Below are 22663 nucleotides of genomic sequence, written 5' to 3' on the forward strand. Positions count from 1 at the left end.
TGTATTCAATTATTGCTTTAGTTTACCTAATCTATCTTCTATCATGCCGGCAATTTCGTCGTCACCTTTATAGTTATTCTTCAGGTTGTTCAAATAAGCACGAGCCTGAAGGTCGTCTCCCTGGCGGATATAAATATCAGCCCACAGGATAAAGCCACGTGCCAACCAGTACTGGTGAGGTGTACCGTTCTTGGCAAAATCTTCCAGAACCTTTTCGGCATTCTTATCGTCTTTGGTGTCGTAGAAGTATTGAGCCAACAGATATTTGGCTTCGGCTCCGTGAACCGTACGGGTATCTTTACTAAGAACCTTCAGGTCTTCCAGCGCTTTCGCCGGCTGCTTATGGTCGATATAAGCCTTAGCGCGGATATAGCGGGCTTCGGCTTCTACCTCAGGAGACAGTTTCGGATCTTTCAGCAATTCGTTGGCAGCGAGCTGTGCTTCTTCCTGTTGTCCGGTCTGTAAAGCGCAACGCATGATACCCAAACGGGCTGCTTGTTTGTTTTCCGGATTTTCTGCGATTACCTGTAAGCGTTTGAAGGTTTCCAGTGCCGAAGCGAAATCCTGGGTGAGGTATTGCATTTCTGCTGTACGTGCCACCGACTCTTCAAGGAATTTAGTATCGCCGTTATCGATAACCGATTTGAAGCGTTGCAGGGCTTCATCATATTCTTTCTTTGTAAAAGCAATGCTTCCCAGGTAATAATTGGCATTCGAACTGAATGCTCCTTCCGGGAATGTCTGCAGATAATTGATCAGGCTGCGACGTGCTTCTTCGTTATTACCCCGGTTGAATAGTTTCTCGGCAGCAATATAAGTCAGTGAATCCTGTTCTCCCACTTCCAGACGAACGTTGCCGCCTATCGAATTTACATAGTTGGCATAAGCATTGATATCGTTCAAGTCGATGTAAACAGACTTTAAGTCTTGCAGAGCTACTCTTGCTTCTTCGCTTCCCGGATAGTTGCTGATCACCTTTTTATAGGCTTCGGCTGCTTTCTCCGGCTGGTTGTCGTTGAAGTAAAGCAGACCTAGCTGGATGCCGGCTTTACGTGCCAGGCTGCTTTGCGGGAATCGCTGAACTAATGACTCGAAAGCCTGGGCGGCCTGCGAACTGTTATCCAGTAATACATAGGAACGTCCTTTTTCGAAAAGGGCATCGTCTACATATTGTGATTCAGGATAGTCGCGGATCAGGCGGTCCATCATATTGATCTTCCCTTTATAATCTTTCTGCAATCCCAACAGGAATCCTTTCTGGTAAACTGAATAGTCTCCGGCAGAAGGTTGTAGTTGTGCAGCGCGAGAATAGTTTTCTTCGGCTTGTGCAAACTGGCGGTTCTGATACTGACAGTCGCCGATACGGTTGTAGGCATCTGCCAGGGCCGGAGCATTTTGGTTACCTTCAAGGTCGACATACTGGCGGAAGCGATTTTGTGCCTCTCCGTATTCTTTCAGTTTAAAGTAGCAGTATCCCAGATTATAATGAGCCAGTGCGTACATGTCAGTATTGCGCTGGCGGGTATTGTTCAGGTAGGTGCGGTAATCGGAAATCGCTTTCTGGTATTCTCCGAGTCGGTAATAAGACTCTCCACGCCAGAAGTAAGCATCGTTACGTGACTCCATGTTATAAGAGCCCAGATTGATAGCCTGGCCGAACAGGTCGACCGCTTCATCCAGCTTCATATTGGTAAATGCCTGTGTACCGAGCTGGAACAGGATATCCTGTTTAGCTTCCAATATCTTTGTACTCGGACGGTTGATCTTGTTGATCGAACTGAGGGCGGCCTGATAGTTCTTTGTTGTCAGATAGACTTCCACCAGATAATCGTTAACCTTATCGGCATATTGGGAATTAGGGAAGTCATTCAGGAAATCTTCGAAGATGGTAACCGACTCGCCGAATCCGGTAAAGGCCGTTTCGTGGATCAGGAGAGCGTAGTTAAACATGGCCGTTTCCTTTATTTGCTTGTCGAACGAAGAGGTTGCTGCCGCTTCGAATGCCATGCGGGCATTGTTCTTGTCGTTCAGCTTCAGATAGCTTTGTCCGAGATAGAGGTAAGCATTCTGTGAAAGTGCGTCGTCTTCACGAACAGTCTGCGACAGGGCATTGACAGCACTGTTATAGTTACCTTTATTATAATAGCAAACTCCGAGGATATACAGGTCGCCTCTTAGCGGACTGTCGGTAGACGATACGTATTTGCTTAGCATATTGATCGCCTTGTCCTGATTACCCAGGTGATAATAGGAATTACCTAAGACACGGTATATTTCGCTATTATTTTTACTGTTAGGGTAGGAGGATAGGAGTTCTTCTCCTTCGCTGATAACCTTTTCGTATTTATTTTGTATAAAATAGATCTGTGTGATGTAATATAACGATTGTTCGCGGTAGTCCGGCATCTCTTTCAAACGACTGAATTCTACTAGTGCGTTATTATATTTGCCGGTAGCGTAATCGATATAGGCTACATAATAAGTAGCTGCTTCACGATACTGTGTTCCGATCTGTTGGATACGTGCAAAATATCCGCGTGCCTTATCCATTTCTCCTGTTTGTAACAGAGAGTAGGCCAGACGGAAACTGTAAATCTCCTGTTGTTCCGGACTAAGCATGTCGATATTCGACTCGTTGAACCAGAAAATAGCTTTCTGATATTCGCCACGTCCGAAATGAACCGAACCGATCAGGAAGTTTACCTCATCACTGTGGCGTGAAGCCGGATAGTTTTCCAGGTAATCTTTTAATAGTTGGTCGGCATTGGGTCGTCCTTGCTCATAAGCCGCATATACGATCATATAGTTGGCTTCCTGGATCAGATCGGCATCTTTCGAGTGCTGTTTGTAAGCTTCCAGCTTATCGATACAACCCGGATAATTCTTTAAACTAAACAATTCTTTACCTTCTATGAACAAACGGTCCGGTGCCTCAAACTGGTACGACCGTTGCCCGCTAGCCACATGACTTCCTACCACCAGGCACAGTGGAATAAGTATTCTTTTCATCACTCCTTCGCTTTAATGTACAGATATTAAACAGTCTCTGTTAGTTCTAAGTTGCAAATATAAAGAATAACATACAAATGCTAAGTAAGTTATTAACAAAAAGAATTAATATTTGGAATCATAAACAAACGTGTCAAAACAAAAAGTGATGGTATCGGTCATGGTTTCGTTTAAAAATGTCTTATATTTACACTCTCTTCATACAGCAAAAGATGGGTGGATCGGAAGACATAAAAGAATTAAGCAGGTTGTTGGAAAGCTATAAAGGCCGTTTTATCAGCTTTGCAAATTCCTATGTGCAGGAATTTTCCGTAGCGGAAGATTTCACGATGGAGGCTTTTATGGATTATTGGGAAATGCGGGAAATGCTGCAGCCTGATTCGAATGTGCCGGCCTATATCCTGACTTTGATTAAGCACAAATGTCTGAATCACTTGAAAAGAAGACAATTGCAGGAAGATGTCTCTCAAAGGTTACGAGCGGTTGCCGAATGGGAGTTGAATCTGCAAATATCCTCTTTGGAAGTCTGCGAACCCACAGAGCTTTTCACTACAGAAATAAAAGAGATAGTAAACCGAACCCTTCAGCAATTACCCGAACAGACACGGCGTGTTTTCCTGATGAGCCGTTTTGAGAATAAAACCCGTAAAGAGATTGCCGACGAATTGAATATGACTTCGAAAGGCGTAGAATACCATATAGCCAAAGCTCTGGCTGCCCTTCGTGTGAATTTGAAAGACTATTATACGATCCTTCCCTTTTTATTTTATAATCTGAAATTTTTAACTTTTTTAAACTAGGCGCTTGCTTCTCCCGATTTCTATATATACAGAAGATAGAAATATGGAGAAAGAATTACTATATAAGTTTTTTGCAGGAACTGCTACACTGGAAGAAAAAGAGTGCATTATGCGTTGGATACAAGTATCTCCGGATAATAAAGCAACTTTTCTGAAAGAAAGGAAATTGTATAATGCGATGCTGTTGAATGCTGAACCGGAGAATACATCGGTTGCCGGGAACAAAAAACAACATTGGTTGCATTCAGGTTTCATGAAATTCCTGCGGATAGCGGCAATGATCGTCATCGCTTTCGGATTAGGGTATTTCGCTCAGGACAGAGACGACAAGGGACAGGTAGCTATGCAGACTATAGCCGTTCCTGCCGGCCAATGCGTCAATATCACGTTGCCTGACGGCAGTAACATCTGGCTGAATGCGCAGACAACTATACAATATCCGGTTTCGTTCAACAAACATGAACGTAAGATCAAGCTGGATGGCGAAGCTTACTTTGAAGTGGCGAAAGATAAGAAACGGCCTTTTATCGTCAATACAAAAGAATGTAGTGTGGAGGTCTTGGGAACGAAATTCAATGTGGATGCCTATTCCAGCCGGGATAAATTTGAAACGGTGCTGATGGAAGGAAGCGTCAAGGTATCCATGCATAATAGTCCTTCGGAAACAATTTCACTAAAACCCAATAATAAGGTGTATCGTTCGAATGGTAAACTGTTGACACAGAAAATTGATAATTATGAAAGATACCGCTGGAAAGAAGGGTTGATCTGCTTCCAGGATGAACCGTTCAGACTGGTGATGGAAGACTTTGAGAAATTCTATGGGGTGAAGATAATTGTGAACAACCAGAAAGTGACAAAGTATTTGTACACAGGGAAATTTAAGCAAACAGATGGTATTGACTATGCGCTTAGCCTGCTGCAAAAAAATATCCACTTTGCCTATCAGCGTGACCGCGAAAATCATGTGGTGTATATTAATTAAATAAAATAATAACCTTTTTAAATCTGACTGCCTATGGTATAGTAAAAAATGTTTTTGTTAACGAAAAAGCCGGTTGATGGTGACGCATCAACCGGCAGGAATCTCAATCACAATTAATTAAATTGTATTATTTTGAAACACACAAATGTATGAAAAAAAATACTTTACAGGGACATTATTGCCTAAAAAGTCCCAACCTTAAACAACTCTTTAGAATTATGCGAATAACTACATTCTTGTTATTGGTCTGTATCTTTTGTTCGTTTGCCTCTACTTCCCATTCACAAAATATGCGGGTGAGCATAAGTAAATCAAGCACACAGTTAAACAAAATTTTCTCTGAAATAGAGAAACAGACGGAGTATCTGTTTGTTTATAACAACCAGATAGATGTGAATCGAAAAGTTTCTGTTAATGTAAAGGAGAAACAAGTTGTCCAGGTATTGGATGAGTTGTTCCGCGATACCAATATCGAGTATATGATCCAGGGTAATCATATCGTTTTGTCCTCCAAAGAAAATAAACAGGAGACACAGCAGCAGTCGAGACGTCAGATCTCCGGAGTTGTTGTAGATGATAATGGTGATCCGGTTATCGGAGCCAATGTGCTGGTAAAAGGAACAACGACCGGGAATATAACGGATGTGGATGGTAAATTCTCTTTCGAAGTGCCGGATAATGCCGTACTGGAAGTATCCTATATTGGTTATTTGACGCAGGAAGTTAGTACAAAGAATAAATCGATTCTGAAGATTATTTTGTATGAAGACACTCAGAATCTGGAAGAGGTCGTGATTGTAGGTTACGGTACGATGAAGAAAAGTGACCTGACAGGTGCTTCCGGTTCTGTAAAAGAAGATGCGTTGGCACAACGGACAGTTACTTCTTTCGGACAGGCTTTGTCGGGACGCGTATCCGGTGTGAATATCTCGACTAATTCAGGTCGTCCGGGCGGACGCGCTTCCATCCGTATCCGTGGTAACTCTTCTATCAGTGTAACGAATGATCCTCTTTATGTGGTGGACGGTGTGATCCTGAATGTAAGTACATTGACCAACGGAACATCTCCGATCGACTATCTGAACCCGAACGATATCAAGTCGGTGGAGGTATTGAAAGATGCGTCGGCAACAGCCATCTACGGTGCCCGCGGTGCGAATGGTGTTATTTTGGTTACAACCAAGAAAGGTGAAGGTGTGGGTACAAGTATTCGTTACGATACCGACTTCGGTATAGGTGTTCTTCCTAAAAAACTGGATGTACTGAATGCTGCCGAGTTCCTGCAACTGGAAGATCTGGCCTATGCGAATGCTCAGAAGTTCGATCCGGAAGGATGGCAGAATGGAAACTATAAAGATCCGAAACTGAAAAGAACTGACTCTCGGTTGTTCGACTCTAATGGCCAACCGTTGTACGATACAGATTGGCAGGATGAAACCATCCGTAATGCTTTTTCGCAGACACACCAGATATCCGTGTCCAATACAAAAGGTGGCGACAGTTACGGGTTGTCTGTCGGATTCAGAGGCGAGGATGGTCTGATCATCGAATCTTACCTGAAACGTTATTCCGCCCGTTTCTTTATGGATAGCGAGTTGACCAAATGGTTGAAAGTGGGAGGTAGCTTGAGCTATGCTTACCAGAAAGAACGCCAGACCGACTCAATGGGTGATGGCGGCATCACGGTGGGACGTCAGATCGTGGAGGCATTGCCTTTCCTGCCTGTCCGTTATGAGGACGGAACTTTTGCCGGAAACAACGATTATCCGGGGATGGAAGGCGGTAACAGTCCGGTGCAGGTTGCTAAAGATCGTAACTATACATTGGAAACACAGACTATGTTGGGTAATGTATATGCGAACATCACTATTCTTCCGGGACTGGAGTTCCGTTCCGTATTGGGAGCCAATATCATCAATCAGAAATCGAATTATTATGGAGGTCGTCAGTTGATCTGGATCTCTTCTCCGAACGGCAGTGCATCCATAAATAATAACCGGAATAACTCCTGGCAGTTTGAAAATTATGTGACTTATCATAAAGATTTTGCCCGGGCACATTCATTTACCGGTATGGTCGGTTTATCCTGGCAGCATGTGGATAACTCTTCGTCCACAGCATCGGCTACAGGTTTCGAAGATGATTTCTTCCAGTATAACAACCTGGGGATCGGAACTTCTCCTACGGCAGCATCGAGTGCCAATGCGTATGGTTTGAATTCTTATTTCGCCCGTGTCAATTATGGCTATAAGAGTAAATATTTATTGACGGCAACAGCCCGTTTGGACGGATCGTCTAAATTCGGCCAGTCAAACAGATATGCATTCTTCCCGTCTGTAGGTGCTGCGTGGCGTATCTCGGAAGAGAGCTTTATGAAACCGGCTACTGCTGTCTCTAATTTGAAGTTGAGAGCCAGCTACGGTTTGACAGGTAACTCGGAAACAGGTGCTTATGCTTCACAGGGTAGTTTGGGTAATTATACGACTGTTTTCGGCAGTTCGAAAGCATCCGGTATCGGTGTTTCCTCTTTGGCTAACCCTGACCTGAAATGGGAAAAGACTTCTCAGGTAAATGCCGGATTGGACATCGGTCTGTTCAACAACCGTGTAAATCTGGAAATGGATGTATATTATAAAAAGACGACAGATATGTTGCTGAGTGCTCCGGTACCGGCTTCCAGCGGTTTCACATCGATTACGAAGAATGTCGGAAGTATGAGCAATAAAGGTTTCGAGTTTTCTATCAATACGGTAAATATTACCAATGAAAATTTCTCATGGGAAACGACGTTCAATATCTCATTCAATAAGAACAAGGTGCTGGCATTAAGTGAGGGAGACGATGATATTTATCCGGGACCGGATATTTTGTCTTCAAGCAATAACATCATCCGCGTTGGTGAACCGGTAGGTTCTTTCTACGGTTACAAACGTCTGGGAACCTGGGGTACGGATGAAGCGGAAGAAGCAGCCAAATATAACTTGCGTCCGGGTGACCTGAAACTTTGGGACCGTAACAATGACGGACAGATCAATGATATGGACCGTCTGATCATCGGTAAAGGTATTCCTGACGGTTACGGAACATTTTCCAACTCATTCCGTTATAAGAACTTCGACTTAGTTGTCGACCTGCAGTATATGTTCGGCAACGATGTACTGGATATTTCCAAACACTCGGCAGAAGACCGTACCGGTATAGCAAACAGTTATAAGACGGTACTGAATGCATGGACTCCAGAAAACCAGAATACGATGATCGCACAGATCAGACCGACCGGTGCGGGATATACGACGAACATCGATTCTCATTTCGTGGAAGACGGTTCGTTCCTGCGTGGAAAGAATCTGGTTTTGGGATATACTTTCCCGTCTGAATTGACAAAGAAGATCTCGATCAAGTATCTGAGAGTATACGGTAGTGTTCAGAACTTCTTCCTGATCACTAAATATAACGGTTATGACCCGGAAGTGTCGGATGCGACACAGACGTTTGCTCAAGGTATCACCGTATTCGGTTATCCGAAACCGCGTACGTTTACGATTGGTCTGAATGTTAGTTTTTAACTCTTAATACTATTATTAAATATGAAGACAAAATATGCTTTATTGATATTATCACTGGTGCTCGGTTGTAGTTGTACTGACTTTCTGGACGAATCGAATCCGTCTAACTTTACTCAGCAAAACTATTTTAAGACAGCGGAGCATGCGCGTAGCGTGGTTAATTCTATCTATGCAGATCTGCGGTATTCGGCAAACGGCGACTATGGTGGCAATCCGTATTTTATGACCGATTTCCTGACCGGGCTGGCAGGAACGAAAGTAAGCCAGAACGTCAACATCAATAATATCCGTTTGGTCGTGAATAATTCGGACAACGAGTATAGTAAGAGTTGGTGGAACTATGCATACCGTGCTATTGCCAATGCAAACCTGGCAATCACTTACATACCGGGAATCGAGATGGATAAATCGATCAAAAGTAAATGTTTGGGCGAAGCCTATTTCCTTCGTGCCTATAATTATTTCAACCTGGTACGTTTGTTTGGTTCTGTTCCATTGGTATTGGTGCCGGTGGATGCTTCTTCCCCCGAATTGTATCCGCAACAGGCTTCTACGGAAGAAGTGTATAACTCGATCCTTTCGGACCTGAAACAGGCGGAAGAATCTGATCTGGGCTGGACGGATGAAACCGGACGTGTGACAAAAGCGACAGTGAAATCTTTGCTGGCAAGCGTTTATCTGACAATGGCGGGATATCCGATGGAAAAAGGAAAGGAATATTATGCGCTGGCTGCATCCAAGGCAAAAGAGGTGATCGATAACGGTAGTTATAAACTTTTTTCTTCTTACAGCGACCTGCATAATATTGAAATGGAGAATAAAGGGGAGCATCTGTTCATGATACAGTATCAGTCCGGTATCGTAGAGAATCCGTTCCAGAGCTTGCTTTTGCCTTATAATATGGACGTTTCTTATTATTCGACGGAAACAGGTTCTGTATATGCACTGGATGAATTTATCAATACCTATGAAGAAGGGGATAAGCGTACTGAAGAAGGTGAGTTTTATTATACACAATTCACATCGAATGCCAATCGTGAAGAAGTTGTGAAATTCGGTGGTTATTACATCTATAAGTTCTTCGATATGGATGCTCATTTGAATACGGCTAAGAGTAGTCTTAATTATCCGTTGCTTCGTTATGCCGATCTTCTGTTGATGTATGCGGAAGCTCAGAATGAAGCGGAGGGCGGTCCTTCGGCTGCTGCTTATGCTTGTGTCAATCAGATCAGGCAACGTGCAAATCTGAAAGATTTGAGCGGATTATCGCAGGAAGATTTCCGTTATGCAGTCTGGAAAGAACGTTACCATGAACTGGCTTTCGAGAATAAGATTTGGTTTGATATGGCACGTACCCGTAAGGTGTTGAATCTAGCGACCGGTAAGTTTGATGACTATGTCGGACATAAGTTTGCATATGGTCCTACATTGAGTTCACGGGAATTATTGTTCCCGATCCCGACGAACGAGATCAAGAACAATAAGAACCTGAAACAGAACGACGGTTATTAAAAGAATGGTTATTTAAGTAGAATAAAAAAGGTATATTTGCCGGTTGACTTTTCAGAGGAACCGGCAAATATTTTAATAAGGAACAGTTATGAGAAAAAATGTATCAATTCTTTTGTGTCTTACCTTTTTATGTTGCCTGGCGGTACAGGGTAAAACACAACCGACAAATGGAACTTCGGATCTGCGTACTTTGCAGCAGCAATTTGTCGATCTGAAATTCGGGATGTTTATACACTTTAATATTCCGACTTTTATGAGTGACGACTGGGCTGATCCCGATGCCAGTCCGGCTATCTTTAGTCCTATGAAACTGGATTGTAACCAGTGGGCGGAAGCAGCCAAAGCGGCCAAGATGCGTTATGGTTGTCTGACGACCAAACATCACAGCGGTTTTTGTATATGGGATACAAAAACGACTGGTTATAATGTTATGAACAGTCCGCTCAAGCGGGATGTAGTAAAAGAATATGTGGAGGCTTTCCGGAAGCAGGGACTTAAAACGATGCTTTATTATTCTATACTGGATACGCATCATAAATTGCGTCCCGGATTTATCACGAAAGAGCATATCGACATGGTGAAGGCACAGTTGACGGAGCTTCTCTCTAACTATGGCGAGATAACCGCGATCATCATCGACGGCTGGGATGCTCCCTGGTCGAGAATATCTTATGAAGATGTTCCTTTCCAGGAAATATACCGCCTGATTAAAAGGCTTCAGCCCAACTGCCTGGTGATGGATCTGAATGCTGCCAAATATCCGAAAGATGCCTTGTTTTACACAGATATAAAGTCGTATGAACAGAATGCCGGGCAGCATATCTCGAAAGAGTCGAACCGACTTCCTGCTTTGTCTTGCTTACCGATCAATAAAAGCTGGTTCTGGAAAGAGCCTTTCCCGGTATCGCCTGTAAAAGATCCCGTTGCGATCGTTAAGGATAATCTGGAACCCTTCAATCAGGCTTATTGCAATTTTATATTGAATGTGGCTCCTAACCGTGACGGTCTGATCGACCCGAATGCCGTTGAGGGATTGAAGAAGATCGGAGAGCTTTGGAAAGACGATGTAGCCGTACCCCGACTTCCGGCCTATGATGCCCCGATAATTGCAACGAACATAGCCAAACATAAACCGGCCAATTCCAGTTGGAGTGAGGATATGATGATCATGGATTTTGGTAATGATGACGACTTTACAACCAGTTGGCTCTCGAACAAGGCTGTAGCAAAGCCCTGGTTTGAAGTGGATCTGGATAAATGCCATTCTTTTAATATGATAACAATAACCGACCTTAAGGGAAGTATACAACGGTATCGCTTGCTATATGAAGCTGATGGTATCTGGAAAGAGATCTGTTCGGGCGATAAAGCTGATAAAGTTAAAGTACATCGTTTCGACCGTGTCTGGGGAAACAAAGTCAAAATAGAAATAGATAGCACCAATGGGCAGGCTTCAATTGCTGAGTTCGGGGTGTATGATGAACAACGCTGATATAGTATATAAAGTAAAACCGCCGCGAATCACTTCGGGGCGGTTTCAGTCTCCACATTTACCATCAATTATGTTTTATTTAATTGTTGTGGAAGTATCGTTATTTCTAGATAAATTGTATTCGTATATAGCAATTGACTACACTGCCATTATTTTCAACTTGAATAGGCAGATCGTAGTAGCCTTTTTGCTTATTTTTAAAATAAAGCATTTCAATTTCTCCATCCGAAATAGTCATACTTTGGGTGTAACCATTTACAATAGTAGGTGTTACAAATGCACAATATATAGGTAGGACATGACTGATAGGAAAATTATAAAATAAACCTTGTGTCGGATCTTGTCGGATGACATCAATACATGAACCTTCGAAAACAGGACCCTTTTGTGCTTTTGCTTGTATCCCTACCATTAAGATAAGAGAAAGGATAAAAATGATTCTTTTCATGACTAATTAGATTTAATGTGTTAATAAATTCTTTGTAATTGAGTGTGGCAACATTCATTATTGCCACACTCATTATTATAAATAAGTTTATTGATTATCTAACCATTTTGTAATACTCTTTCTTAGCCCAGAACAGGTTGGTATAATAACCACTTGGCTCTTCGTAATTCTTGGCGATCGCTGCCTGGCAGTTGTCACTGTTGTATGTCAACTCATCGTTCGGATAGGGCAGACGGTTAGGAGGAGTCGGGTAATTAGATACCTGGTTGTCTGTTGCAAATTCTACAACAGGATAACCGGTACGACGTACTACATTCCATGCTTCCAGCTTGTTCATGAAGCCGAAGTCTAACCATAGTTGTGTGCAGATTGCTTCCTGTGTCGGTTTCCAGATACTTTCAGCGTATGTTGTGATTGCGTCGTCTGTCGGTCTGACCAGCGGACGGAATCCTCTGTAGCTGTCATTACCTGCCTTGTGAAGTGAACTTGTCTCTTTCATATCCCAATAATATTGGGTAGATAGTTTCACACCTTCAACGAAGTGAGCTTTTGCCTTGTTGACATCGGCTGCCACGCCATACCCCATCAAATAGGCTTCTGCCTTGCTGAGACTAACCTCTGCAGCACTCAGCCATAGACCGAATATGTTTTCATTTCCCTGATATGTATCCCAGCCAGCGGCAGCGATGGTGTCGATTTCACAAAAATAGTTGGCTTGTGACATACCTCTGTTTACATATTCCTGATGCTTTTTGTTTGAAAGATTCGTGATTTCAACATCAGTCATCATAACATCGTAAGCAATGTATTCCCCATCGGGATTACAATCGTACATAACTTCCAGACGTGGGTCAGTATTTTCGCCGGGTATACCGTTTGCAGGTACATTCATCGCATTCAGAACTGTTTGTGAACAAGCTGCCATACCACTTGAGCGAAGTGCTTGAGAGAATGACTTACCGAAGTTAAATTCATCCTTTTGGGTGTCGGCTGTTACTCCCATATTTTCCGTATTGTTGTCAATCAGCGGATACTTGCCCGGATTATTCAGGATTTCGGCAATGGCAGCATGTGCTTCAGTTACGCAATCGCCGGCAGTTGACAAATGAAGGGCAATACGCAAGCGGAGCGAGTTTACATATTTTTGCCAAATTGTTGCATCCCCGGCAGCGATTGTATAATCCTGACGGCTTAAAGAAGTAAGACCGATTGCGTCCACATTGCCACTGGCGAAATAGTCACCTACCTCTTTCAGGTTGGTAAGAATCTGTTTGTACAGTACAACGTCGTCATCATAAACGCATTTCTCTTTGGCAGCATTATAGTCTCCGTCTCTCCAAAGCGTACCGGCTCCGTTGAAAGGAACATCGCCGAACACAGACAACATTTCATGTAGTTGCGCTTCAACCATTGTACGCCCTAAATAATAGAACACCAAGTTAGAAGGTTTTTCCGTATCCGAAAGATTTTCGTAGTTATATTCCAACAAACGTAACTGAGTTACCATATCATAGAAGTTTTTCCAACGATCGTCATAACGGCCTTCACCGGATCCCATATAGCGACCAGCTGCATTGTTGGTGCCAATTATACCGGAGAAAATACCGGATGTGGTAGATTGTATCCAATGACGATAATAAATTGGGTTCATCCATGTATTACCTTTGTACATCACGCCGGTAAATACCTGAGGAACGCCTACTGTTGTAGTCTTCGAGGGATCAGCATACTTGTCATCATACGCTGAATCGGCGCATGATGAGGCGAGCGATACCAGTATGATTCCTCCTGCTAACAATGAAAATATCTTTTTCATAAATTCTTCTTTTTAATCTGATTTAATAATTAGTAAGTTAGAAGCTTGCGCGGACTGAGAAACCGAATGTACGTGCACTGGCTGTAGAACCGCCGATTTGTGCCTGGTAGATCCAGTTTGTTCCGTCTGTCGCTTCAGAGTCGAACAGTTTCAAAGTACGATATACATAGAATGGGTTACGTACGAAACCGGAAACCATCAGGTTGTTGCAAGCAAACTTTCTGGTCCATTCTGCTGGCAAAGTGTAACCCAGGCTGATTTCACGACATTTGATGTAGCTGTTTTTCTGGATAGCATCCTGATAAGTCCGGGTTGCATTTGTTCCCCAACCATAAAGTTTGCTGTTAGCTTCCCTTTGAGTTACAACTATATCGTTCGGTGTACCGTCTTCCTTTACACCCGGAAGGATCAAACCGTTGTCCCACAGATAGTGGCCGTTATACATATCGCCACGTTGGTAGTTGCCTTCAATACTTGCGACTTCATCCGGAGTAAGCACATGAATAGCTCCTTTGTCTTCCATCTTTTCTGTCTCACTGTAGTAGAACAAACCGCCGGTTGAACGGTCACGGACACCAATAGCATCGGTAATAGTACCGGTGTTCATCATAAACTGCCAAGGGCTGTTCAATACATCGCCACCGAAGCGGAAGTCGAATGCCATGTCTAATGTGAAGTTCTTGTAGCTTAGGCTTGTACCGAAACCTCCGGTTACCTTTGGCATGGCGTTACCTACTTTATGACGCTCTGAAGTGTCGCTGATATACAAACCATTACTACCTACGATGTAGTTACCGTTTTCGTCGGTTTTCCAGGTATAGGTGTACCAGTCACCCATAGATTCGCCTACATGCGATTCAAGAACAGCAGCTCCACCGTCGATGTTGGTGTGATTCAATACGTCCAGACCATCGGCTAGTTTTTTCACCGTGTTTTTGTTCCATGCTACATTGGCACGCAAATCCCATTTCCAATCCTTGTTTTCAAAAGGCGTGCCATATACGCTTAATTCGATACCTTTATTGCTCAACTCGCCGACGTTCATCAACATGCTTGTTGCCCCCATTGAAGCAGCACTGGTTGTAGAAAGAATCTGATCTTTGATGGTGTTGCTATAGAAGTTGAATTCCATGCCCAAACGGTTCCCAAAGAATTTATTTTCCAAACCGATTTCAAATTCATATTTGGTTTCCGGTTTAATACCTTCGTTACCGATGCTTGTATTTATATAATTATAGGCATAAGTAGATGATCTCAGCAAAGAGCCCTGTTCGAATGCCAGGTTTGCGCGATAGATTTCGGGGGCATTACCTACGATACCGTAAGAGGCACGAACCTTACCGTAATTCCACCAAGTCGGCATTTGGTCTTTCAGCAACTCTGTATAGAGTACGCTGACGCTGGCAGAAGGATACCAGAATGAGTTATTGCCCTTCTTCAAGGTCGAACTCTTTTCCTGACGGATAGAACCTTCCACAAATCCCCATCCGTTATAACCGTAGCTGGCTGTCAGGAAGGCTCCTGTTTTAAGCAATTCCTGTTTGGTCATGCTCGCATTCTTTGTGCCGACGGAGGCGTTCAAGTGGAACCAGTTTTCCTGTGTCAGCCCCTGATTGGTACTCACATCTGATTTGTAATAGGATTCTTCGCGAGCTGTCCAACCCAGGTTGGCTGTTACGTTATGGAGCTCATTGAATGTTCTGTCGAACATCAACATCACATCGCTGTAGATAATCTGGTAACGACTGTTGTTCAATCCGTAAGAGTCGCTGTACTGGCCGTTGGTAGAAAATACATGAGCGTTACTTGCGTAGTTTTTGTTTTCGATTTTATCGACGGTGAGGTCGGCAGCCAGACGTCCACCTAATGTCAATCCGGGGATGATCTCCCAGGTCGGGTTGACGGAACCGATGAAACGCTGATGTTCTTCCAATTGTTCATTACCCATAATCTTCCAGAAATATTCATCCATCAGTGAGGTTGAACCCATTGGTGTGTAAAGGAATTGTTCATCCGGTGTTAAAGTATCGCTTGTACCGCCGTTGTTAGCTGAGATACTGTTCATGTAACCGAGGCTTGTCACCGTATGGTCGCGTATATAAGCAACATCGGTGAAACCATTGAAGAAACCGGTAAAGTTATTAGTCAAACGGCTGATACGATACGGACGGTTCTTAATGTATTGGTTCTGATAAGTGGCTGTATAGTTCAACTTGATTGTCTTGCTCACATCGAATGTACCGTTCAGGTTGAAGTTATGCTTGTGGTTGTTTGAGTTGAGCTGCATGGCCTGCGCATCGTTGTAGGTGTACGAGAAACGTACATTATTATGCTCAGTACTATTGGTTAGTGACAGGTTGTATGTCTGATTTATACCGGTGCGGAAGATGTCTGCCCACTGGTTGTGGTCGATCGGAGTGTATGCACGCTGTGTACCGTCGAAATAGGTTACCATCTTGCTCGGATCGTATTTGGCACCCCATGCGGAGTATGTTTCTTGGTTAGGTGTAACGATCGTGTTGCCGTTACGGTCGACAAGTTGCTGACGGAAACCAGTCAATGCCTCTGGGTTATCGTTCCCTAAGGAAGAGTTGTCGGTACCTGGGCCATATTCTTTCTGGATTTCAGGCATGTAGGCAACTTTGTCGAAACTTACGTTGGCACTGAAATCGATTTTTGTACCAGTACCAGCTTTTGCCTTCTTGGTCGTGATCATCACAACACCGTTGGCAGCTTCCGAACCGTACAATGCTGAAGCGGCAGCACCCTTTAAGATAGAGATGTTCTCGATATCTTCGGGGTTGATATCGACCATACCGTTGGAGTTGATACGTTGGTTACCCCAATAATCATCATTATTGGTGTTTCCGTTGTGAAGAGGCACACCATCCATGATAATAAGCGGTTGCGTATTACCCGTGATAGAGGAAAGACCACGTACGGAGATAGATACCGCTGATGTACCGCCACCGGGAGCAGCCTGAATACGTACACCGGTTGCCTTGCCGTAAAGTCCGCTAGCGATGTTCGAACCACCGGTTCTGGTCAATTCGTCAGATGATACATTACTTACTGCATAACCTAACTTCTTGGCATCTTTCTTTATACCCAAAGCCGTTACAACTACTTCGTCGAGCTTTTGGCTGTCCTCAGCCAATTTAATGTTCAATGAAGCTTGTCCTGCATAAGCAATTTCCTGAGTCGCATATCCGATAAAGGATATCTGGATAATGTCTCCGTTTTTTACTCCTTCCAGGCTGAAGTTACCATCCATGTCGGTAATACTACCGTTTGTGGTTCCTTTGATCACTACTGATGCTCCGGCTACAGGGCCGAAATCATCTTCTACAACACCGGTCACTTTCCCGTTTTGCTGAGAAATGGCGGTTCCTTGCTTCTCTGGCGCTAAGTCAGCATAGGCACTTGCGGGAAGTGTTATCGCTCCTGCGATAAGAATTAAGCTGACAGGTTTGAAGTGTTTCAACATAATTAATGAGTTTATAGATAATAATACTAGTGTTAGTGGAGTTACCTTAGATTTGACGTTTATTGATGTTTTTGATCTTAGTTCTAAAAGTACTAAGGCTATCCTGGTCTCATAACATTATTATTATTAGGTATATACGGATTGTTAAGTCTGATTAAAAAAACTTTTTTACAAAACAGCTGTTGGAGACTTGTGATTGATTACGTTCTTTGCAGTTAATAAATATTGTGTAAATTGATAAGGTGTAAATTGTGGTTGATATATCGGATTATAATACGAATAAAATATACAATATGAATATAATCAAAGGGTAAAGTTTGTAGTCGGATTTTCCGGTTATTATATTTGCTCTCTTATTGGAAGTGTTAAAAACAAAGCAAAATATCACTTTTATTGACGTAAAATAACAATACGTAATAAATAATTAATACATTTGTGCCAGATATTTAGTACGGAGTTCTTTTAGAACTAAGGTGCTATTTATGATTATGTGTCCTATTTTTTTGAAAAAAATCTTATAACTATAGTTGGGTGTAGAGATCTATAATATAGAAAACAAAAAGAGCGGAATGCGCCGCTCTCTAATTGTCAATTGTAGAAATGAAAATGTGAAAGTTAGCTGTTGCTTTTTTGATAAACCCCAATAGCCTTCTTTATTGACATCAATCCGAAATCGTCGGCATTTAACTCTTCTTTTTTCATAATAACGATTTCGGCAGCATCATCTTCTGCATGAACATTGTTGAAGTTTTCCACATGGCATTCGAAAAACATGTCTACTGTGTGCACTTCAAAACCACTATACATATAAAGATTAGGGATAGAAAACAGATAACGGCATTTGGTAATATCCAGTCCTGTCTCTTCTTTTACTTCGCGATGAACTGCTTCTTCCGCCGACTCGTACATATCGACAAATCCTCCCGGAAGATCGAGTGTGCCTTTGGCCGGATCTTTGGCACGTCGTACTAATAGCATTTCACCTGTCGCATTACGTATGAAGCAAGCGACAGCTGACGAAGGATTGAAATAATAAACAAAACCGCATGTTGTACACTGTTTGGCTTTTTCGTTGCGTTCTACGAATGTTTTGGCACCACATTTGGGACAGTAGACGAACTGATGTAAAGGATGACTCATAGGATAGGTTTATTATAAATGTATATAAATGAATAAGGGCGGCTTGAAGCCGCCCTTGATCCGGGGCAGACCCCCTGTGAAATACGATTACTCTTTTACTTCCCAACCTAAAGCGCTGGCACCTAATACGGCGGCATCGCTTTCTTTCAATTGAGAGAAAAGAAGTTTAGTTTTACCTTCGTATACTTTCAGCATATTCTTTTCCATAGAACGTTTGATCGGATTCATAATCAGATCGCCAGCCTTGGTAAGACCACCGAATAGAATAATAGCTTCCGGGCTTGAGAATGCAACAGCATCAGCAAAAGCTTCACCCAGGATATTTCCTGTGAATTCGAAGATTTCGAGAGCCAGCTTGTCATTCTTCATAGCTGCTTCATATACATCTTTTGAAGTAATTTCGTCCGGGTCGAGTTCACGCAACAAACTGTCGTCCTTGCGGATTTCCAGATATTCGCGTGCTGTACGAGCCACACCTGTTGCCGAAGCATACGTTTCCAAACATCCCTGACGACCGCAACCGCAAGGACGTCCGTTGTTACGACGCATAATTACGTGACCAAGTTCACCGGCAAATCCATCGTGTCCGTAAACCAGGTTACCACCGATAACGATACCGCTACCGACACCTGTACCCAACGTGATTACGATAAAGTCTTTCAGACCGCGTGCTGCGCCGTAAGTCATTTCTCCGATTGCAGCAGCGTTAGCATCGTTTGTCAATGCAACGGGAATACCTCCGATCTGTTCGCTGATCAACTGTGCCAAAGGAATTTTGCCTTTCCACGGAAGGTTTGGGGCAAATTCAATACAGCCGTTGAAGAAGTTACCATTGGGAGCTCCTACGCCTACACCTTTGATTTTGTCCGGACCTCCGGCCTGATCGATTACTAATGACAGACCCTGACCGAGTTCGGTAACATAATCATTGATATCACTATATTTCCCTGTTTTGATTGATCCACTGTACAAGATTGTTCCTCTTGCATCCACAACACCGAAAACAGAATTGGTACCGCCTATATCAATACCTACTACATAAGGCTTCTCCATGATTTTATATTTATGATTAATAATGAGTTTTCTGGAAAGCAAATATAAGAGGAATATGGTTAGCTGCAATGATTTTCTTCAAAAAAATGTAGAATGAGATTCGTTTTAGAATATTACGATAAATGTAAGTTTAGTTAATTACAGGATCAAAATATGTCATTTTCAGCTTTTTCACCTCTTCAGATAGTGCTACTTTCAATGATTGTTTTATCTTTGATAAATTCTTAACCCATTAATGAATAACACTATGCCACAGGTTTCAGACATACGGTTCATGGTCAGGGCAGAACAACCTGTTTTATCGGCTCGCATGAAAATCAGCTACAAAGAATTGGAAAGGCAGTTTGCCAAAAAGCGCGAAGATGTGCTAGCTCTTCTCCGTCCTACCGGAGTATATATGACCGATGTTCCTTTTATTATTTACCACGATTATTTGAATCTGGATGTGGAAAACCTGGATTTGGAGATTTGTTTTCCCCTCTCTATCTGGATGGATGGTGATGAAAACCTGCAACCTCGTATCATTCCTCAGACGAAAGTGGTTCATTGTATGTTCAAGGGCGATTATGAAGAGATGGATTATTTGTACGGAGAAATGACTGCCTGGATCATGCAGAAGGGATATGAACCGGAAGGTTCGGCCTACGAATTCTATTATATAAAGAAAGATCAACCTTATGATGAAAGGTTGACCAAAATTGTATTGCCTGTAAAGGGCTGATACAATTTTGGTAGATGGACAGTTTGCCCGGTTTTATTTAGCAGGCAATACCTCGATCCAGTAATCGTCCGGATCGTTGATGAAATACAATCCCATATCGGTGTTCTCATAACATACGCAGTCCATTTCTTTGTGGAATTTACGTACTTCGTCGTAATCACCGGCTACGCGAAAACAGAGATGACTTTCGTTATCTCCCAGTTCGTATGGTTCGTTGCGATCTCTTAGCCAGGTCAATTCCAGTAGGAAACCAGTTTGGTCGTCTGTCAGGTAAACAAGGATGAAGGAGCCGTCGGCTGCTTCTTTTCGGTGGTGTTCTTTCAATCCCAGCGCCTTGTTATAGAAAGCGATACTTTTTTCAAGGTCGAGTACGTTGATGTTGAAATGATCAAATTTGCCTTTAATTTCCATAATTGTTTTCTTTTAAATTAAAAATCAGTGCCTTCTCCGGGGACGGACAACAATATATAGCGGCATCCTTTCGACTCTGCATAAGGTCCGAAAGCCATCACTTCGGCCGGCCGTTCCCAGAAATGCATCGGAACTAATACATCCGTTTTTATTTTATCGATAAATTGTTCGGCTCCACGCATAAAGTCCGTGCCGATACGTGGATCGACGGGAAACATAGCCAGATGCAGATGTTGTGCCGTTTGAGCCAGTGTTGTCAGTTCATGCAGATAATCGCCCTCAGCCTTTGCCACCTCTTGTGGGGGAGACTCGTCTTTCCAGTGCCAATTGTTGAGGTCGCCTGCATGAAACAACAGTTTGCCTTCTGCTTCTATCAGGAAAGAAATACCGATGTCGGTCGAGCCGAAAGCCTGTATCCGCAGATGTTCGTCTTCGAATACGTCTCCCTTTTTCAAATAAGTTGCGTCCTCGGCGTTTGCACGTTTCCGTTTCAGGATATCCTTGGAGAAAATATATTTGATATCCGGTTTTATCTCTTTCCACTTTAGGATATCCGGGTTGAAATGGTCCGGATGGAAATGGGAGGACAGTATATATAATGTACCTGTGCGATGAAGCAGTTCGTCATGGACGAATCCTGTGTCCGGTGTCTTGCCCGTGTCTTTAAAATAATCGATCAGGATCGCATATCCTTCTCCTTCGATGGCAAAGCCACTATGATAAATATAAGTAAGTCTCATACTGTATTCTTTTTTCTCATGTAAATAAAACATGATACCAGGTGATTAAGTTGCTTCCTGCGGTACAAATATACAAAAGGATGGGGTGATTTGGAAAATAGTAGGCAATGGAATGTAAATATATCTTGAGAAATGTACTTTTTGTTACCAACCTGATTGGCTGCCGATAATTGTCAACAGGCTTGTCGATAATTGTGGGAAAGCTTGTTGACGATTGTGAGCAGGCTTGTTGATAATTATCGGCAGCCAATTACTTCATGAATAAAATATGAAACTGTCGCTGATAAGTATTGGTCAGAATGTTACTTTTGTAGGATAAGTATAGTATCTGGTCTTGATTGTCGGTTGGTATTATTTTATTAATTAATACTTAAAATTGATGGAAGATGCAGTAATAATAAGAATAATCAGTTTATTTAATAAGTTTTATGTGTTTACATGGTAATAAAGCAATAGTTAATATAATGTAATAATTAGTACCTTGTGATACAAGGTATCTTATATAAATATACATTTGTTCCGTCAGAGAATAAAAAAGTTCCTTAAACATGTAACATTTTTAGCAATGTGTACGTCTAATAATAAAAAGAAATGACAGATATTATGATTCAGCTGAAAGGAATTAACAAAACGTATTTCAATGGTGCTCCGTTGCATGTCTTGAAAGGTATAGACCTGGAGATAGAAAAGGGAGAGATGGTTTCGATCATGGGGGCTTCCGGATCGGGAAAATCGACACTGTTGAATATATTGGGAATATTAGATACTTATGATACCGGTACTTATCATTTGAACGGACAATTGATTCAGAACCTGAGCGAAACCCGTGCAGCTGAACTTCGTAACCAGATGATCGGTTTTATCTTCCAGTCATTCAACCTGATCTCTTTTAAGAATGCGATGGAGAACGTGGCTCTTCCTTTATATTATCAGGGAGTGAATCGCAAGAAAAGAAATGCCATGGCGATGGAGTATCTGGATATGGTCGGTCTGAGAGACTGGGCGGAGCATATGCCGAGCGAAATGTCCGGTGGACAGAAACAACGTGTTGCGATTGCCCGTGCCCTGATTGCCAAACCACAGGTAATCCTGGCCGACGAACCGACCGGTGCACTTGACAGTAAGACTACGGTTGAGGTAATGGAACTTCTTCGCAATGTGAATAGAGAAGGCATGACTATGGTGATCGTTACCCACGAACAATCCGTAGCCGATGCAACAGAAAAGATTATCCGCGTCAAGGATGGTTTGATAGAAAACATAGAAAGAGGAAAAGGGTATGTTCGACTTTGATAATTTCCGCGAGATATGGAGTACGATCAAAAAGAACAAGCTCCGTACATTCCTCACCGGCTTTGAAGTGCACCCCAAAAGTTAGACATAAAACTTTAGGGGTGCATTTTTTATGTATAGACATCACAGTTTTGAAGAGAAACTAAACATTGTAACGAAAATTCAGCATGGTATTCCTCTTGGGCGATTA

The 22663-nt window shown here is 42.6% G+C and carries 15 protein-coding genes; 7 read left to right on the forward strand and 8 right to left on the reverse strand.

The features are described from left to right. Positions 1-9 precede the first annotated feature (9 nt). The gene (locus M1P97_RS05575; protein ID WP_249388593.1) at positions 10-3009 is read right to left on the reverse strand and encodes a tetratricopeptide repeat protein; all 3000 of its coding nucleotides are present in this window, start codon (positions 3007-3009) and stop codon (positions 10-12) included. A gap of 212 nt (positions 3010-3221) precedes the next feature. On the opposite strand from M1P97_RS05575, the gene M1P97_RS05580 reads away from it, so the two are divergent. The 5 genes from M1P97_RS05580 (at position 3222) to M1P97_RS05600 (ending at position 11364) form a co-directional block, all read left to right on the forward strand. Continuing rightward, the gene (locus tag M1P97_RS05580; protein ID WP_195370873.1) at positions 3222-3809 is read left to right on the forward strand and encodes an RNA polymerase sigma-70 factor; all 588 of its coding nucleotides are present in this window, start codon (positions 3222-3224) and stop codon (positions 3807-3809) included. A gap of 43 nt (positions 3810-3852) precedes the next feature. Next, the gene (locus M1P97_RS05585) at positions 3853-4794 is read left to right on the forward strand and encodes a FecR family protein (protein ID WP_195370875.1); all 942 of its coding nucleotides are present in this window, start codon (positions 3853-3855) and stop codon (positions 4792-4794) included. A 290-nt stretch (positions 4795-5084) separates the two neighbouring features. Further along, positions 5085-8360, forward strand: a complete 3276-nt coding sequence (locus tag M1P97_RS05590) for a TonB-dependent receptor (RefSeq protein ID WP_262923226.1) — start codon at positions 5085-5087, stop codon at positions 8358-8360. A gap of 21 nt (positions 8361-8381) precedes the next feature. Beyond that, positions 8382-9872 (forward strand): RagB/SusD family nutrient uptake outer membrane protein, encoded by a 1491-nt coding sequence (locus tag M1P97_RS05595; protein WP_249388595.1) that lies wholly within the window; start codon positions 8382-8384, stop codon positions 9870-9872. A gap of 88 nt (positions 9873-9960) precedes the next feature. Beyond that, complete coding sequence (locus tag M1P97_RS05600) at positions 9961-11364, forward strand: alpha-L-fucosidase (protein ID WP_249388596.1); 1404 nt, start codon at positions 9961-9963, stop codon at positions 11362-11364. A 106-nt stretch (positions 11365-11470) separates the two neighbouring features. On the opposite strand, the gene M1P97_RS05605 is transcribed toward M1P97_RS05600, so the two are convergent. The 5 genes from M1P97_RS05605 to M1P97_RS05625 all read right to left on the reverse strand — a co-directional run bounded on the left by M1P97_RS05605 (position 11471) and on the right by M1P97_RS05625 (position 19308). After that, positions 11471-11812 (reverse strand): hypothetical protein, encoded by a 342-nt coding sequence (locus M1P97_RS05605; protein WP_195370883.1) that lies wholly within the window; start codon positions 11810-11812, stop codon positions 11471-11473. Positions 11813-11906: 94 nt separating this feature from the next. Next, entirely contained in the window at positions 11907-13628 is a 1722-nt protein-coding gene (locus tag M1P97_RS05610) for a SusD/RagB family nutrient-binding outer membrane lipoprotein (protein ID WP_249388597.1), read from the reverse strand. 37 nt (positions 13629-13665) lie between these two features. Further along, on the reverse strand, positions 13666-17115 hold the full coding sequence (locus M1P97_RS05615; protein WP_249388598.1) for a SusC/RagA family TonB-linked outer membrane protein: 3450 nt from the start codon (positions 17113-17115) through the stop codon (positions 13666-13668). A gap of 615 nt (positions 17116-17730) precedes the next feature. Beyond that, positions 17731-18255: an NUDIX domain-containing protein gene (locus M1P97_RS05620; RefSeq protein ID WP_195370887.1), complete on the reverse strand. Its 525-nt coding sequence runs from the start codon at positions 18253-18255 to the stop codon at positions 17731-17733. Between the two features lie 87 nt (positions 18256-18342). Beyond that, on the reverse strand, positions 18343-19308 hold the full coding sequence (locus M1P97_RS05625) for an ROK family protein (protein ID WP_195370889.1): 966 nt from the start codon (positions 19306-19308) through the stop codon (positions 18343-18345). Positions 19309-19555: 247 nt separating this feature from the next. Here M1P97_RS05625 and M1P97_RS05630 point away from each other — a divergent pair, with 247 nt between their 5' ends. Beyond that, on the forward strand, positions 19556-20029 hold the full coding sequence (locus tag M1P97_RS05630) for a GyrI-like domain-containing protein (protein WP_195370891.1): 474 nt from the start codon (positions 19556-19558) through the stop codon (positions 20027-20029). 33 nt (positions 20030-20062) lie between these two features. Here M1P97_RS05630 and M1P97_RS05635 read toward each other — a convergent pair whose 3' ends face one another. Beyond that, on the reverse strand, positions 20063-20440 hold the full coding sequence (locus M1P97_RS05635; RefSeq protein ID WP_249388599.1) for a VOC family protein: 378 nt from the start codon (positions 20438-20440) through the stop codon (positions 20063-20065). A 17-nt stretch (positions 20441-20457) separates the two neighbouring features. Further along, positions 20458-21180: an MBL fold metallo-hydrolase gene (locus M1P97_RS05640; protein ID WP_249388600.1), complete on the reverse strand. Its 723-nt coding sequence runs from the start codon at positions 21178-21180 to the stop codon at positions 20458-20460. Between the two features lie 603 nt (positions 21181-21783). Here M1P97_RS05640 and M1P97_RS05645 point away from each other — a divergent pair. Next, positions 21784-22473 carry an ABC transporter ATP-binding protein gene (locus M1P97_RS05645; protein WP_195370897.1) on the forward strand — a complete coding sequence of 230 codons (690 nt, stop codon included), beginning with the start codon at positions 21784-21786 and terminating at the stop codon, positions 22471-22473. Positions 22474-22663: the final 190 nt, after the last annotated feature.

Source organism: Parabacteroides leei, from assembly GCF_023369805.1.
GTDB classification, from domain to species: Bacteria; Bacteroidota; Bacteroidia; order Bacteroidales; family Tannerellaceae; genus Parabacteroides; species Parabacteroides leei.

Coding starts and splice junctions, on each gene's coding strand:
- M1P97_RS05585 (WP_195370875.1), top strand. CDS start 3,853: ATGGAGAAAGAATTACTATATAAGTTTTTTGCAGGAACTGCTACACTG.
- M1P97_RS05615 (WP_249388598.1), bottom strand. CDS start 17,115: ATGTTGAAACACTTCAAACCTGTCAGCTTAATTCTTATCGCAGGAGCG.
- M1P97_RS05575 (WP_249388593.1), bottom strand. CDS start 3,009: ATGAAAAGAATACTTATTCCACTGTGCCTGGTGGTAGGAAGTCATGTG.
- M1P97_RS05630 (WP_195370891.1), top strand. CDS start 19,556: ATGCCACAGGTTTCAGACATACGGTTCATGGTCAGGGCAGAACAACCT.
- M1P97_RS05605 (WP_195370883.1), bottom strand. CDS start 11,812: ATGAAAAGAATCATTTTTATCCTTTCTCTTATCTTAATGGTAGGGATA.
- M1P97_RS05620 (WP_195370887.1), bottom strand. CDS start 18,255: ATGAGTCATCCTTTACATCAGTTCGTCTACTGTCCCAAATGTGGTGCC.
- M1P97_RS05595 (WP_249388595.1), top strand. CDS start 8,382: ATGAAGACAAAATATGCTTTATTGATATTATCACTGGTGCTCGGTTGT.
- M1P97_RS05590 (WP_262923226.1), top strand. CDS start 5,085: ATGCGGGTGAGCATAAGTAAATCAAGCACACAGTTAAACAAAATTTTC.
- M1P97_RS05610 (WP_249388597.1), bottom strand. CDS start 13,628: ATGAAAAAGATATTTTCATTGTTAGCAGGAGGAATCATACTGGTATCG.
- M1P97_RS05625 (WP_195370889.1), bottom strand. CDS start 19,308: ATGGAGAAGCCTTATGTAGTAGGTATTGATATAGGCGGTACCAATTCT.
- M1P97_RS05580 (WP_195370873.1), top strand. CDS start 3,222: ATGGGTGGATCGGAAGACATAAAAGAATTAAGCAGGTTGTTGGAAAGC.
- M1P97_RS05635 (WP_249388599.1), bottom strand. CDS start 20,440: ATGGAAATTAAAGGCAAATTTGATCATTTCAACATCAACGTACTCGAC.
- M1P97_RS05645 (WP_195370897.1), top strand. CDS start 21,784: ATGATTCAGCTGAAAGGAATTAACAAAACGTATTTCAATGGTGCTCCG.
- M1P97_RS05600 (WP_249388596.1), top strand. CDS start 9,961: ATGAGAAAAAATGTATCAATTCTTTTGTGTCTTACCTTTTTATGTTGC.
- M1P97_RS05640 (WP_249388600.1), bottom strand. CDS start 21,180: ATGAGACTTACTTATATTTATCATAGTGGCTTTGCCATCGAAGGAGAA.